General features: G+C 64.1%; 13 protein-coding genes. 10 read left to right on the top strand and 3 right to left on the bottom strand.

Annotated elements, in window-relative coordinates; genetic code table 11:
- Window positions 1-32 precede the first annotated feature (32 nt).
- The 4 genes from rplI (at window position 33) to alr (ending at window position 4,074) form a co-directional block, all read left to right on the top strand.
- Window positions 33-599 (top strand): 50S ribosomal protein L9, encoded by a 567-nt coding sequence (rplI, locus tag JEQ47_RS11420; RefSeq protein WP_198876520.1) that lies wholly within the window; start codon window positions 33-35, stop codon window positions 597-599.
- Window positions 600-693: 94 nt separating this feature from the next.
- Window positions 694-1,284 carry a hypothetical protein gene (locus JEQ47_RS11415; RefSeq protein WP_198876519.1) on the top strand — a complete coding sequence of 197 codons (591 nt, stop codon included), beginning with the start codon at window positions 694-696 and terminating at the stop codon, window positions 1,282-1,284.
- 175 nt (window positions 1,285-1,459) lie between these two features.
- On the top strand, window positions 1,460-2,944 hold the full coding sequence (locus tag JEQ47_RS11410; protein ID WP_198876518.1) for a replicative DNA helicase: 1,485 nt from the start codon (window positions 1,460-1,462) through the stop codon (window positions 2,942-2,944).
- Window positions 2,945-2,946: 2 nt separating this feature from the next.
- On the top strand, window positions 2,947-4,074 hold the full coding sequence (gene alr, locus JEQ47_RS11405; protein ID WP_198876517.1) for an alanine racemase: 1,128 nt from the start codon (window positions 2,947-2,949) through the stop codon (window positions 4,072-4,074).
- Here the strand turns inward: alr and JEQ47_RS11400 are convergent, their stop codons facing one another.
- Window positions 4,075-4,263 (bottom strand): hypothetical protein, encoded by a 189-nt coding sequence (locus tag JEQ47_RS11400; RefSeq protein WP_198876516.1) that lies wholly within the window; start codon window positions 4,261-4,263, stop codon window positions 4,075-4,077.
- Window positions 4,264-4,408: 145 nt separating this feature from the next.
- Here JEQ47_RS11400 and JEQ47_RS11395 point away from each other — a divergent pair, with 145 nt between their 5' ends.
- The 6 genes from JEQ47_RS11395 to JEQ47_RS11370 all read left to right on the top strand — a co-directional run bounded on the left by JEQ47_RS11395 (window position 4,409) and on the right by JEQ47_RS11370 (window position 10,056).
- Window positions 4,409-4,963 (top strand): DUF1697 domain-containing protein, encoded by a 555-nt coding sequence (locus JEQ47_RS11395; RefSeq protein ID WP_198876515.1) that lies wholly within the window; start codon window positions 4,409-4,411, stop codon window positions 4,961-4,963.
- Window positions 4,964-4,967: 4 nt separating this feature from the next.
- On the top strand, window positions 4,968-6,374 hold the full coding sequence (gene radA / locus JEQ47_RS11390) for a DNA repair protein RadA (protein ID WP_198876514.1): 1,407 nt from the start codon (window positions 4,968-4,970) through the stop codon (window positions 6,372-6,374).
- Window positions 6,375-6,490: 116 nt separating this feature from the next.
- Window positions 6,491-7,120, top strand: coding sequence for a CvpA family protein (locus JEQ47_RS11385; protein ID WP_198876513.1), 630 nt, complete (start codon window positions 6,491-6,493; stop codon window positions 7,118-7,120).
- A 114-nt stretch (window positions 7,121-7,234) separates the two neighbouring features.
- Window positions 7,235-8,725: an amidophosphoribosyltransferase gene (gene purF, locus JEQ47_RS11380; RefSeq protein ID WP_198876512.1), complete on the top strand. Its 1,491-nt coding sequence runs from the start codon at window positions 7,235-7,237 to the stop codon at window positions 8,723-8,725.
- The gene (locus JEQ47_RS11375; protein WP_198876511.1) at window positions 8,725-9,459 is read left to right on the top strand and encodes an SDR family NAD(P)-dependent oxidoreductase; all 735 of its coding nucleotides are present in this window, start codon (window positions 8,725-8,727) and stop codon (window positions 9,457-9,459) included. Before purF ends, JEQ47_RS11375 begins: the two co-directional genes overlap by 1 nt.
- A 3-nt stretch (window positions 9,460-9,462) precedes the next feature.
- Complete coding sequence (locus JEQ47_RS11370; RefSeq protein ID WP_198876510.1) at window positions 9,463-10,056, top strand: GNAT family N-acetyltransferase; 594 nt, start codon at window positions 9,463-9,465, stop codon at window positions 10,054-10,056.
- A 215-nt stretch (window positions 10,057-10,271) separates the two neighbouring features.
- Here JEQ47_RS11370 and JEQ47_RS11365 read toward each other — a convergent pair whose 3' ends face one another.
- Both JEQ47_RS11365 and der read right to left on the bottom strand, forming a co-directional pair.
- Window positions 10,272-11,558 (bottom strand): hemolysin family protein, encoded by a 1,287-nt coding sequence (locus JEQ47_RS11365; protein WP_198876509.1) that lies wholly within the window; start codon window positions 11,556-11,558, stop codon window positions 10,272-10,274.
- A gap of 206 nt (window positions 11,559-11,764) precedes the next feature.
- Window positions 11,765-13,210, bottom strand: a complete 1,446-nt coding sequence (gene der, locus JEQ47_RS11360; RefSeq protein ID WP_198876508.1) for a ribosome biogenesis GTPase Der — start codon at window positions 13,208-13,210, stop codon at window positions 11,765-11,767.
- Between the last annotated feature and the right edge of the window lie 20 nt (window positions 13,211-13,230).

Genomic DNA, 13,230 nt, shown 5'->3' with positions numbered 1-13,230 from the left:
GCCGCAAGGCGGGACAGCCAAAGGAAAAAGAAATGAAAGTCATTCTGCTCGAGCGCGTTGGCCGCACCGGCACCATCGGCGACGAAGTCAACGTCAAGGCCGGCTTCGCCCGCAACTTCCTCCTGCCCCAGGGCAAGGCGCTGCGCGCCACGGAAGCCAACCGCAAGAAGTTCGAGAACGAGCGTGCTCACATCGAACAGCGCAACGAAGAACGCCGCAACGCCGCTGCCGGCATTGCCGAAGGCCTCAACGGCCACACCGTCACCATGATCCGCCAGGCCGGCGAAACCGGCCAGCTCTATGGTTCGGTCGCGTCGCGTGACATCGTCGAAGCTCTGGCTGTCGACGGCTTCACCGTGCAGCGCAACCAGGTCGACCTGCCCGACGCCATCAAGTCGGTTGGCGTGCACACCGTGTCGCTGAACCTGCATGCCGAAGTCGCCGTCACGATCACCGTCAACGTTGCCCGTTCGCCCGACGAAGCCGAGCGCCAGGCCCAGGGTGAAGACGTCACCGTGCACACGTTCGAAGCCGACGAAGGTGGCGATTTCGCCGCCGGCCAGGCCGACGCTGCCCAGGACGACCGTTTCGAAGAGTAGTCTTCGGACACTGCCAGACTTGCGAAAGGGCCGGGATTTCCTGGCCCTTTTGTTTTGCGCTAAGATGTCCCGCCCCCGGGCCAAGGAGACAGCCATGCGCCTCGCCGTATTCGGACTTGCCTTGCTGAGCCTTATCGGCCCCGCCCCAGCGCAGGAGGGCCGCACACTCATCGACAGGATGGCACTGGATACGCCGGAGCAGGCCGTGCAGAGCCTCATCGAGGCGTTTGCAGCAGAAGACTACCTCAGCGTCTATTTCATACTGACGCCCCAGGCGAAGGAAGAGTTCGCCTACAACTATGCCACCTTCAACGTCGCGCAATATTTCGTCCTCCGCGATACGGGGTGGATTGACGGTTCCTTCCATTCTTCCATCGAGGACATTGATGAAGAACGCCTCATCGACCTGCGCAACGACGTCCCGCTGATCTTCGACGACATCGTCCTCCATGCCACAGCCAACGGCCAGATGCCCTTCAGCCTGGCCGACGGCATGATCCAGAGCTCCACGCCAGGCGATGAGGACGTCGTGCAGGTCGAGGTCAGCGCTGATGGCCAGACCCTTACGATCGAGGCGCGCGAGGTCTATACCGGCGACTGGCGGATCGACCGGATCGGCTGGCCTGGATCGGACCCTGAAGGCCGGCCCTGGGGCATCGGCACGAAGGCCAAATCCAAGTCCTAGTGGGTCACCCTGCCCCGACTCACCCATAATGCCGCCGCAAGTGCGGCGTAGCGCATTCCCCGTTGTCCCCAGTGTTCACAGGGGTGGTTAGGGAAAGATTCACCCTCGCCCCGCTAGCTCAAGACTCACGTCGGAGAGGCGTGATTAAGAAAGGTTAACAGGTCCAGGAATCACAATGGCTCAGCTTGCACTCGTCCCCTCTTCAGACGACAAGTCCTTTCGCGTCGCTCCGCACAATGTGGACGTCGAACAGGCGCTGCTGGGCGCGATCCTGATCAACAACGACGCCTTCTATCGCGTCGCCGACTTCCTGCTGCCCGAGCATTTCTACGAGCCGATCCACCGCGAGATTTATGAACTAGCGGGCAAAATCATCCGCGCCGGCAAGGCGGCGGAGCCGGCGACGCTCAAGACCCACCTGCCCGACCAGTTGCTGCCCGAAGTCACCATGATGCAGTACCTGTCGCGCCTGGCCGCGGAAGCGACCACCGTGCTCAATGCGTCCGACTATGGCCAGGCCATTTACGACCTCGCCATCCGCCGCAACCTGATCCTCGTGGGCGAGGAAATGGTCTCGGTCGCCTATGAGGGCGACGTGGAGATGACGCCCAACAAGCAGATCGAGAAGGTCGAGGGCGAACTGTTCCAGCTCGCCGAGAAGGGCCGCTATGACGGCGGCTTCCAGGCCTTCGGCACGGCGCTCAATGCCTCGATCCAGATGGCCGGCGAAGCCTTTCAGCGCGATGGCGGCCTGTCGGGTGTCGCGACCGATCTCCACGACCTCGACCGGCAGATGGGCGGGTTGCAGCGCTCGGACTTGATCATCCTTGCCGGCCGTCCGGCCATGGGCAAGACCTCGCTCGTCACCAATATCGCCTACAATGTCGCCAAGGCGTGGCGCGGCGACGTGACGCCGGACGGGCACAGCAAAACCGTCAATGGCGGCGTCGTCGGCTTTTTCAGCCTGGAAATGAGCTCCGAACAGCTCGCCACCCGTATTCTTGCCGAGCAGGCGGAAATCTCCTCGTCGGACATTCGTCGCGGCCGCATCCACGACAACCAGTTCGCCAAGCTTGTCGACGTCAGCAACATGATGAGCAAGGTGCCGCTTTATATCGACGATACCGGCGGCATTTCGGTGGCGCAGCTCGCGGCGCGCGCCCGCCGCCTCAAGCGGCAAAAGGGCCTCGACTTGCTGATCGTGGACTACCTGCAACTGCTGTCGGGCTCGTCGAAGGCATCGAGCCAGAACCGCGTGCAGGAGCTGACGGAAATCACCACGACGCTGAAGGCTCTCGCCAAGGAGCTGGAAGTGCCGATCATCGCCCTCTCCCAGCTCTCCCGCCAGGTGGAAGCGCGCGACGACAAGCATCCGCAATTGGCGGATCTTCGCGAATCGGGGTCTATCGAGCAGGACGCGGACGTGGTTCTGTTCGTGTATCGTGAAGAATACTATCTCAAGAACAAGGAGCCCAAGGAGGGGACGCCCGAACATCTGACCTGGCAGGGGGAAATGGAAAAGGTGCACGGCAAGGCGGAAGTCATCATCGCCAAGCAGCGTCACGGCCCCACCGGCACGGTGCAGCTCAGTTTCGAGGCGCAGTTTACCCGCTTTGGTAACCTTGCTCGGGCAGACTACCTGCCCGAACGCATGGAATAGGCATGGCGCTGACATCGGGCCTTGGGGGCCAACTGAGCATCGACCTGGGGGCCCTGGCCCGCAACTGGCGCGCCCTGGACAAGGTGAGCGCCGGCGCCCTGACGGCCGCAGTGGTCAAGGCCGATGCCTATGGCACGGGCATCGAAATGGCGAGCAAGGCGCTGCACGCCGCGGGCGCCCGCTTCTTCTTCGTGGCGACGCCGGACGAAGGCATGGCGGTGCGTGCCGCCGTGCCCGACGCCCACATCTTCGTGCTCTACGGCCTCTATCCCGGCGCCGCCAATCTCTATATCCGCCAGAACCTGATGCCGGTCATTTCCTCGATGACCATGCTCGAGGAGTGGCTGGCAAAGTGCGTCGAGCGCAACGAGGCCTATCCCTCGGCCTTCCACTTCGACACCGGCATCAACCGCATCGGCTTCCGGCTCAACGAAGTGGGCCTTGTGCGGGAGCGCATCGAGACGCTCGGTTATGCGCCGCAGATGATCATGAGCCACCTCGCCTGCGCCGACCAGCCGAACCACGAAAAGAACCGCACGCAACTGGCGCTGTTCGGATCGGTGATGGCGCAGTTTCCGGGCATTCCGGCGTCGCTGGCCAATTCGGCGGCACTGATGACCGGACGCGACTACCACTTCCAGATGGTGCGCCCGGGCATTGCGCTCTATGGCGGCCGGGCCGTCACTGGGCGCAAGAACCCGATGCAGCCGGTGGTGACGCTGCATGTGCCGATCCTGCAGGTAACCGAGGGGCGCACCGGCGAAACCGTGGGCTATGGCGCCACCTATACGCTGAACCGCCCCTCTAAGCTTGCAATACTCGGCTATGGTTATGCCGATGGCTATTTCCGCTCGATGTCCGGCACCAATGCCCGGCCGGGCGGCAAGGTGTTCATCCGCGGCAAGATCTGTCCGGTGGTGGGCAAGATTTCCATGGACCTGACGGTGGTCGACGTGACCGAACTCGGTCCCGACCTGCCGTCTCCCGGGGAAGGCGCGGAAATCTTCGGCACCCATCTCGATGTCGACGACCAGGGCGATGCGGGTGGCACCATAGGCTACGAAGTCCTGACGAGCCTCAAAGGCCGGTACAACCGCATCTATGTTGGCGACGGACGGGTGCCGGAATAATCAGTTGCCGGTGGTTTCCGCCGGCTCGGTAGCCGGGCCTGCGGGCAGGTCCTGCTGTTCCGCCGGACTATCTGCCGTCTGGCTGCCATCGACTTCGGGCGCCTGATTGTTGGCGGTAAAGATGGTGCTCGCGACGATGATCACGATCACGGCGACGATGACGGCGAATATGAGATGTCCGCGTTTCATGGATTGGCTCCTCTTTGCTGCGGACAATCCCGGCGGGCCGTGACAGTTCCGCACCGGTATCCCAACCAATATCGTTTCCCTTTTGTTCTTGTAGCATCTGGAATGCCTTGCTAGGGTCGCGCCGGAAAATCCCACTGGAATCGCATTGGCCGACAGAGCACCGACCTTCATCATTTTGTTGCGGGCCATCGGTCCGGTGACTCACAAGCTGATGAGCATGGCGCAATGGCGCGACGCGGCGGAGCAAGCTGGGTTCAGCGCACCTGAGACCATGGTCAATACCGGCAACATGATCGCTCAGTTTGGGGGAACGGCGGAGGCGGCGCGCAAGGCCATGCTTCCCGTGCTGCGCGGCTTCGGGCTGGGCGAGAACATCGCCCCCATTGTCCGAAAGCCGGCGCAGTTGCGCGCGCTTTTAGGGGCCGACCCCATCTCGGATGCGGCGCAAGCGCGACCGTCGGAAACGGGGGTCTATTTCTTTGCGGCGAAGACGCCGGATTTTGATTGGATCAAGGACCATGACGGGCCGGAAGCCATCCATGTCGTTGCCGACCACCTGGTGGTCGACTTCACGCAGGATGTAGCTAAGTCCGGGAAACTGATCCGCAAGATCGACAAGTTCTGCGGCCTCAACACCGCCCGCAATTGGAACACGACGCGCAAGCTTGCCGAACGGGCCTCCGCGCGGGAGAAAGAATAGAAAAGTGGCCAAGAATCGTTCTCAATTTGTCTGCCAGTCCTGCGGCGCCGTCACCACGCGCTGGGAGGGGCGGTGCGGTGCCTGTGGCGAGTGGAACACCATTGTCGAGGAGCTGACTGATTCCGGTGTCGGCGCGGGTCCCAAGGCCGCCAAATCCAATGGCAGGCCGGTCAATCTGGTGCCGCTCAGCGGCGAGACCGAAAGTGCGGCGCGCGTCGTTACCGGCATTGCCGAACTCGACCGGGTGACCGGCGGCGGGTTCGTGAAGGGCTCGGCGCTTCTCGTGGGTGGCGATCCGGGCATCGGCAAATCGACGCTGCTGCTGCAATCGGCAGCGGCGCTGGCCGCCAAGGGCAAGCGCGTCATCTATGTGTCGGGCGAAGAGGCGGTGGCGCAGGTGCGGCTCAGGGCGCAGCGGCTGGGCCTCGGGGAAGCCGGGGTGCTGCTGGCGGCCGAGACCAATGTGGAAATCATCCTCGCAACGCTCGAAAGCGGGCCGCCGCCGGATCTCGTCATCATCGATTCCATCCAGACGCTGTGGACCGACCGGGTGGATTCGGCGCCGGGCACGGTGACGCAGGTCCGCACCTCGGCCCAGGCCCTGACTCGCATGGCCAAGAAAAGCGGCGCGGCGGTGGTGCTGGTGGGCCACGTGACCAAGGACGGGCAGATCGCGGGGCCGCGCGTGGTCGAGCACATGGTCGATGCCGTGCTCTATTTCGAGGGCGACTCGAGCCACACGTTCCGCATCCTGCGCGGGGTCAAGAACCGCTACGGGGCGACCGACGAGATCGGCGTCTTCGCCATGACCGAGCTGGGGCTCGAACAGGTCGCCAATCCTTCGGCGCTGTTCCTCGACCAGCGCGACAAGGATGCAGCCGGTTCGGCAGTGTTCGCCGGCATGGAAGGCACGCGACCCCTGCTGATCGAAATCCAGGCGCTGGTGGCCCCCTCCCCGCTCGGGACGCCGCGGCGCGCGGTGGTAGGCTGGGATTCGCAGCGTCTCTCGATGGTGCTGGCGGTGCTCGAAACCCGATGCGGCGTGCGCATCGGGGCCAATGACATTTATCTCAATGTCGCAGGCGGGCTCAAAATCAACGAGCCGGCGGCGGACCTGGCGGTAGCGGCGGCGCTGATCTCGTCGCTGACCGGCGCCGCCCTGCCGGCCGACGCGGTTTATTTCGGCGAAATCTCGCTGGCCGGCGGGGTCAGGCCGGTGGTGCATGGGGCGCTGCGCCTGCGCGAGGCGGAAAAGCTTGGCTTTGGCTCGGTGGTGACGGGCAAGCTGGGCAAGGCCGACCGCTCGTCGGGCCTCGACGTCACCGAATATGCGCAATTGAGCGACATGGTCAGCCGTATCGCCGCCCACGGCAAGCGACCCATGCCCGAGCCGGAGCCGGAGGGATGGTAAACAAAGTGTTTCCGGGGAGATCGGCCCTCTCATGCCCGGCCGCCCTTGGCATAGCGCTGCAAAGCCGCTAAAGGTCCAGCAAAAGCCGGTCAGGCGAGACAAACAGGGCAAAACATATGCTGACTGCGTTCGACGTTGCTGTGGGCGTGCTGGTGCTGATTTCAGCGATCCTGGCCACCGCGCGCGGGCTCACCCGTGAAGTGCTGTCGCTGGCGACGTGGGCCGGTTCCGCTGCCATCGCCATCTATATGTGGCAGTACCACCCCGAAATCGCCCGCCAGTATGTGGCCGAACCTGTTATCGCCGACATCGCGACCGTGGTCGTCAGCTTCATCGTGGCGCTGATCGTGCTGCACCTGCTCACCATGCGCATTGCCGACTTCGTGGTCGACAGCCGCATCGGGCCGATCGACCGGACGCTCGGTTTCGTGTTCGGCGTGCTGCGGGGCGTGCTGATCGCGATCGTGGTGACGATTTTCGGCCTGTGGCTCCTGCCAAACAACCTGCCCGACTGGGCGGCCAATGCGCAGTCGCTGCCCTATCTCGAAAACATGGGCAACACGCTGATTTCCATGCTGCCCGAAGGGCTCGAGCAGCAGGTGAACGATATCCTCCAGGGTGGCGGCGCCAACCTGACCGAAGACCCGCAGGCCCCGGACACGCCCCTGGAAGGCGCGCCCGAAGCCGACGAAGGCGGCACGGTCGACCCGACCGATCCGGTCGTCGATCCGGCTCCGGGGGCCTGATACATCCAGCGCGGACCCTATTCCGTCGCAGACCTGCCGACCGCACTTGTCATTGGTGGCCGGCAGGAAAATGCGCTATCCGGCGCAGGTGCAGATTTCACACGGAGCCCCCCGGTGACCCATCCCAGCGATGACGATTTCGATCTCAATGGCGACACGCTGCACGAAGAGTGCGGCGTGTTTGGCATTTTGGGGCACAACGATGCCTCGACCCTGACCGCGCTTGGCCTGCATGCCCTGCAGCATCGCGGCCAGGAAGCGGCGGGCATCGTCAGCTTCGACGGACGGCAGTTCCACCAGGAAAAGCGCATGGGCCTGGTGGGCGACCACTATACGGACCCGGCCGTGCTGGCCAAGCTCCCGGGCAATATCGCCATCGGCCACACCCGCTATTCGACTACGGGCGAAGTGGCGCTGCGCAATGTGCAGCCGCTGTTCGCCGAACTGGAAGCGGGTGGCATCGCCATCGCGCATAACGGCAACTTCACCAATGGCCTGACCCTGCGGCGCCAGATCATCGCCACCGGCGCCATCTGCCAGTCGACCTCGGACAGCGAAGTGGTGCTGCACCTTATCGCGCGCTCCCGCCATTCCTCGACCACCGACCGCTTCATCGACGCCATCCGCCAGATGGAAGGCGGCTATGCCATGCTGGCAATGACGCGCACCAAGCTGATCGCGGCGCGCGATCCGGTGGGCATCCGCCCGCTGGTCATGGGCGAACTCGACGGCAAGCCGATCTTCTGCTCGGAAACCTGTGCCCTCGATATCGTCGGCGCAAAGTATGTGCGCGACGTCGAAAATGGCGAGGTCATCATCTGCGAAATCCAGCCGGACGGCTCGATCACGGTGGATGCGCGCAAGCCTGCCCGCAAGGCGCCGGAACGGCCGTGCCTGTTCGAATATGTCTACTTCGCCCGCCCCGACAGCGTGGTGTCCGGCCGCAGCGTCTACAAGGCGCGCAAGAACATGGGCATCAACCTCGCCAAGGAAGCGCCGGTCGAGGCCGACGTGGTCGTGCCGGTGCCCGATGGCGGCACCCCGGCAGCCATCGGCTATGCGCAGCAGAGCGGCATTCCGTTCGAGCTGGGGATCATCCGCAACCACTATGTGGGCCGTACCTTCATCGAGCCCACCCAGCAGATCCGCGCCTTCGGCGTGCGCCTCAAGCACTCGGCCAACCGCGCCGAAATCGCCGGCAAGCGCGTTGTGCTGATCGACGATTCCATCGTGCGCGGCACGACTTCGGTCAAGATCGTGCAGATGATCCGCGATGCCGGGGCGACGGAAGTGCATATCCGCGTCGCCAGCCCGATGATCTTCCACTCGGACTATTACGGCATCGATACGCCCGATCCGGACAAACTCCTGGCCAACCAGTACGGCGACCTGCAGGCGATGTGCGACTATATCGGCGCGGATTCGCTGGCTTTCCTGTCGATCGACGGGCTCTACCAGGCCGTGGGCGGTGAGAAGCGCAATCCGCAGGCGCCGCAATTCACCGACCACTACTTCACCGGCGACTATCCGACGCAGTTGACCGACCTGCATGGCCGGACCATGAGCGATCCCAAGCAGATTTCGCTGCTCAAGGAAGCAGGTTAATGACTGACAATACCGAACTGGCCGGCAAGGTCGTCCTCGTCACCGGCGCCTCGCGCGGTATCGGCTATGCGGCCGGCATCGAGGCGGCCAGGCGCGGTGCGCATGTCATTGCCGTGGCGCGCACGGTGGGCGGCCTCGAGGACCTCGACGACGCCGTCCAGGCGGTGGGCGGTTCGGCGACGCTTGTGCCGCTCGACCTGCGCGATGGCGAGGCCATCGACCGGCTGGGCGCGGCCATATTCGAGCGCTGGGGGCATCTTGATGGCCTTGTGGCGAATGCCGGCCAACTGGGCGTGTTGAGCCCGGTTGCGCATATCAAGCCCGACGATTTCGACAAGGTCCTCTCGGTCAACGTCACCGCCAACTATCGCCTGCTGCGCTCGCTCGACGTCTTGCTGCGGCAGTCCGAGGCAGGGCGCGCAGTGTTCGTGTCTTCGGGTTCGGCCCGCTCGGCGCGGCCGTTCTGGGGTCTTTATGCGGCCAGCAAGGCGGCGCTCGACGCGCTGGTGAAGTCCTATGCCGGGGAAATCGCGAGCACCAAGGCACGAGCCAATGTGTTCTATCCGGGCGTGGTGCGCACCGCCATGCGAGCCAAGGCCATGCCGGGCGAAGACCCAAATACGCTGCCGACGCCGGAACAGGTGGCGCCCAAGCTGATCGACATGCTGAGCCCTGCCCTTGCGGAAAACGGTCGCCTGTTCGATGTGGGCACCGGCGCCTTCGAAGACATCTGAGCCATGCTGACGCTGCGCCCGTATGCTCCAGCCGACCTCGATGCGCTTTATCGCATCTGCCTCGAGACGGGAAATGCGGGCGCCGACGCCACGCCGCTGCACAATGACCCGCAACTGGTCGGACACATCTATTCGGCGCCCTATGGGGTGCTGGAGCCGGACAATGTCTTCGTCGCCGAGGATCACGAGGGTGTTGCCGGCTATGTGGTGGGCACGCATGACACCAGGGCCTTCGACGCGCGACTGGAGCGCGAGTGGTGGCCGGCCTTGCGCGCACGCTATGCCGAGGCCGAGGGCCTGACACCGGCCGACCAGGGCCGACTCGAGGCCATCCGCGCTCCGGGGAGCAATCCGGCCGCGCTGGTGGACGCCTACCCCGCCCATATCCACATGAACCTGCTGCCCCGCCTGCGCGGACAACGGGTGGGGTCGCGCCTCCTGGATCTGTGGATCGACCAAGCGCGGACCTCGGGCGTCAAGGGCATCCACCTGGGCGCCAGCGACACCAATGCGGGCGGCATCGCCTTCTGGACGCGAAGCGGCTTTACGCCGCTCATCGAGGCGCCGGGTGTCGTCTGGTTTGGGATGGCGCTTTAGGCCGCGCCGCCCGTCCCAGAATCTCCCGTCAACCGCGTGCCCTCCTCGGGCTTAACCCGAGGAGCGGTTTCCACACGCGCCGATATGCCTGTTGCGAGTGGCCCTCGGGTCGAGCCCGAGGGCGGGACGGTGGGTGCTGCGATAGCCAACCTAAAAACAGCAAAAAATCCCGGCCAGTGGCCGGGATTTGCATTTTAGCATTGTCATCGAAGTCGTCAGCTCGGGACGACGACGGGGGTGATCAGCACCTTGTCGATGCGATGGCCGTCGAGGTCGATGACTTCGAAATGCCAGCCATTGTGCTCGAAACTCTCGCCAATGGACGGCATGTGGTTGAGCTGCGAGAGGATAAAGCCGGCGAGGGTCTCGTAGCGTGCGTCCTTGGGCACCGGCACCTTGAAGCGCTCGGCGAAGTCGTCGACCGGCATCCAGCCAGCCACGAGCCAAGAGCCATCCTTGCGCTGCACCACGGCCGGTTCGTCGCCCGGCTCCTCGTTGTAGACGCCGGTGATGACCTCAAGCACGTCACCATAGGTGATGATGCCTTCAAAGTGGCCATACTCGTCCACCACCAGCGCCATCTGGGCGCGGGACTGGCGCATGGTCTCGACGACGTCGAGTGCGTCGGCGTGTTCCATGACCACAGGGACCGGACGCACGAGGCTGCGTAGGTCAGGCTGCTGGCCGGCAGCCATGGCGGGCAGCAGATCGGACTGGGTCAGCACGCCAATGATGGAATCGGCGTCGCCATCCTGCACCAGCACCTTGGTGTGCGAGGTTTCGAGGATGGCCTTGAGGCTGACCTCGTAGCCGTCCTGCAGGTCGATGGTCACCACATCGAGACGCGGTGTCATGATGCCGCGAGCCGACCGGTCGGCCAGGCGCATGACACCCGAGATCATCGAGTGTTCCTCGGTCTCGAAGATGCCGGCCGTGGTGGCTTCGGCGATGATGGTGCGCACCTCTTCCTCGGTGACCGATTCCTCGGTCTGGCCGGACTGGCCCAGAAGGCGCAGCACCAGCTTGCCCGAAATGTCGAGCAGCCACACGATCGGGGTACCGATCAGAGCCAAGATGGCCATGGGCTGGGCCACGCGCGAGGCGACGCCCTCGGGATTGCGCAGGGCGACCTGCTTGGGCACCAGCTCGCCAAGAATCAGCGAGGCATAGGTAATGAGCACGACAACGACGCCCACACCGGCGACATCAGCGATATTGTCCGGCACGCCGACGCTTTCCAGCCAGTCGGTGAGGCGCAGGCCGAGCGTGGCGCCCGAAAAGGCACCGCTGAGAATGCCGACCAGCGTGATGCCGATCTGCACGGAAGAGAGGAATTTGCCGGGATCTTCGGCCAATCTGATGGCCGTGGCGGCGCCTTTATTGCCTTGGTCAGCAAGGACCTTCAGGCGGGCGGGACGGGATGAAACAACGGCCAGTTCTGACATGGCCAGGGCGCCGTTCACGAGAATAAGAACGACGACGATAAGGATCTCTGTAAGCAACAAAGTGCAATGTTGGCACGCCGCGACCAATGGCGGGGTGTTACGACCGGCGCACTATAGGGCAAGCATGTGACATGTGAATAGGCCGATGGGCGAATAGTCGTGGATGCGCTGCGGCCGGATTCGCTTCTGGTATGACTTAGCCCTCGCTCCCTTCCCCATCGGGGAAAGGGCGGTGTAAGGTGTTCGGACAGCGCCCGACGCCCTTATTTCTTGTCGGCGTAGGGGTTGTTGCCGCCGCGCAGCCAGAGGCGGATTGGCGTGCCCTTCATGTCGAAAGCTTCGCGCAGGCCATTGACCAGATAGCGCTGATAAGACGCAGGTACGGCGTCGGGGCGCGAGGCAAAGACAATGAAGCTGGGCGGCCGCGTCTTGGCCTGGGTCATGTAGCGCATCTTCAGGCGACGGCCCGACACGGCCGGAGGCGGATGGCCTTCCAGCATGCCGGCCAGCCAGCGATTGAGGCGCGAGGTGGACACGTGGGCGTTCCAGCTCCGCTCGATCTCGAAGACGGCGTCCATCAAGCGGTCGATATTCTTGCCGGTGAGGCCGGACAGGGTCACCAGCGGCACGCCGCGCAACTGTGGCAGGAGGCGCTCGCAGGCCTCGCGCAGCTCGGCCAACGCCTTGTTCTTGTCCTCGATCAGGTCCCACTTGTTGAGCGCGATGACCATGGCGCGGCCTTCGCGTTCGACGAGGTCGGCCAGCGCCAGATCCTGCTTTTCGAACGGAATGGTGGCATCGAGCAGCAGCACGACGACTTCGGCATACTGAATGGAGCGGAGGCTGTCGCCCACTGCCAGCTTTTCGAGCTTTTCGGTGACGCGTGAGCGGCGGCGGATACCCGCAGTATCCACGAGGTTGATGGTGCGACCTTCCCACTCCCAAGGCACGAGAATGCTGTCGCGGGTAATGCCCGCCTCGGGCCCGACGAGAACGCGATCCTCGCCGACCATGCGGTTGACCAGGGTGGACTTGCCGGCATTGGGGCGGCCGACAATGGCGACGTTGAGGTAGCGCTTGGGGTTCCAGCGCAGGGTGGCATCGTCGCCCTCGCCTTCGAGCATGTCCGGGGTGATGTCGACATCGACTTCGGGCAGCAGGTCGAGATCGCCGGAGACGCCGGCAGCGGCTTCCTCGGCCTTCTTTTCCTCGGCCTTGTCGATGGCGGCGGAGACGATGGAGTAAAGCTCGGAGAGGCCCAGGCCATGCTCGGCCGACAGCGCGATCGGCTCGCCGAAACCGAGCTTGAAAGCCTCGACCAGACCGTGTTCGGCCGATTTGCTTTCGGCCTTGTTGCCCACCAGATGCACATGCTTGCCGGCCTTGCGCAGCACCTGGGCGAAACGCTGATCGAGCGGCACGACACCGGCGCGGGCGTCGATCATGAACAGGATGATGTCGGCCTCGCGGATGGCCAATTCGGTCTGCTGGCGCATCCGGTCTTCGAGCGAGCCGTCCCTGACGTCCTCGTAGCCGGCCGTATCGAGCACCTTGAAGGTGAGATCGGCAATGCGCCCCTCGGCCTCGCGACGGTCGCGCGTCACGCCGGGCGTATCATCGACCAGCGCGATCTTGCGACCGACCAGCCGGTTGAACAGTGTGGATTTGCCGACATTGGGACGGCCGACAATGGCCAGTGTGACCGTCATGACGGAATTCCTCTTTGCCC

The organism is Devosia sediminis (assembly GCF_016411825.1).
GTDB lineage: Bacteria > Pseudomonadota > Alphaproteobacteria > Rhizobiales > Devosiaceae > Devosia > Devosia sediminis.
Note: the sequence above shows the minus strand (reverse complement) of the source record. Positions and strands in the feature narration are given on the sequence as shown.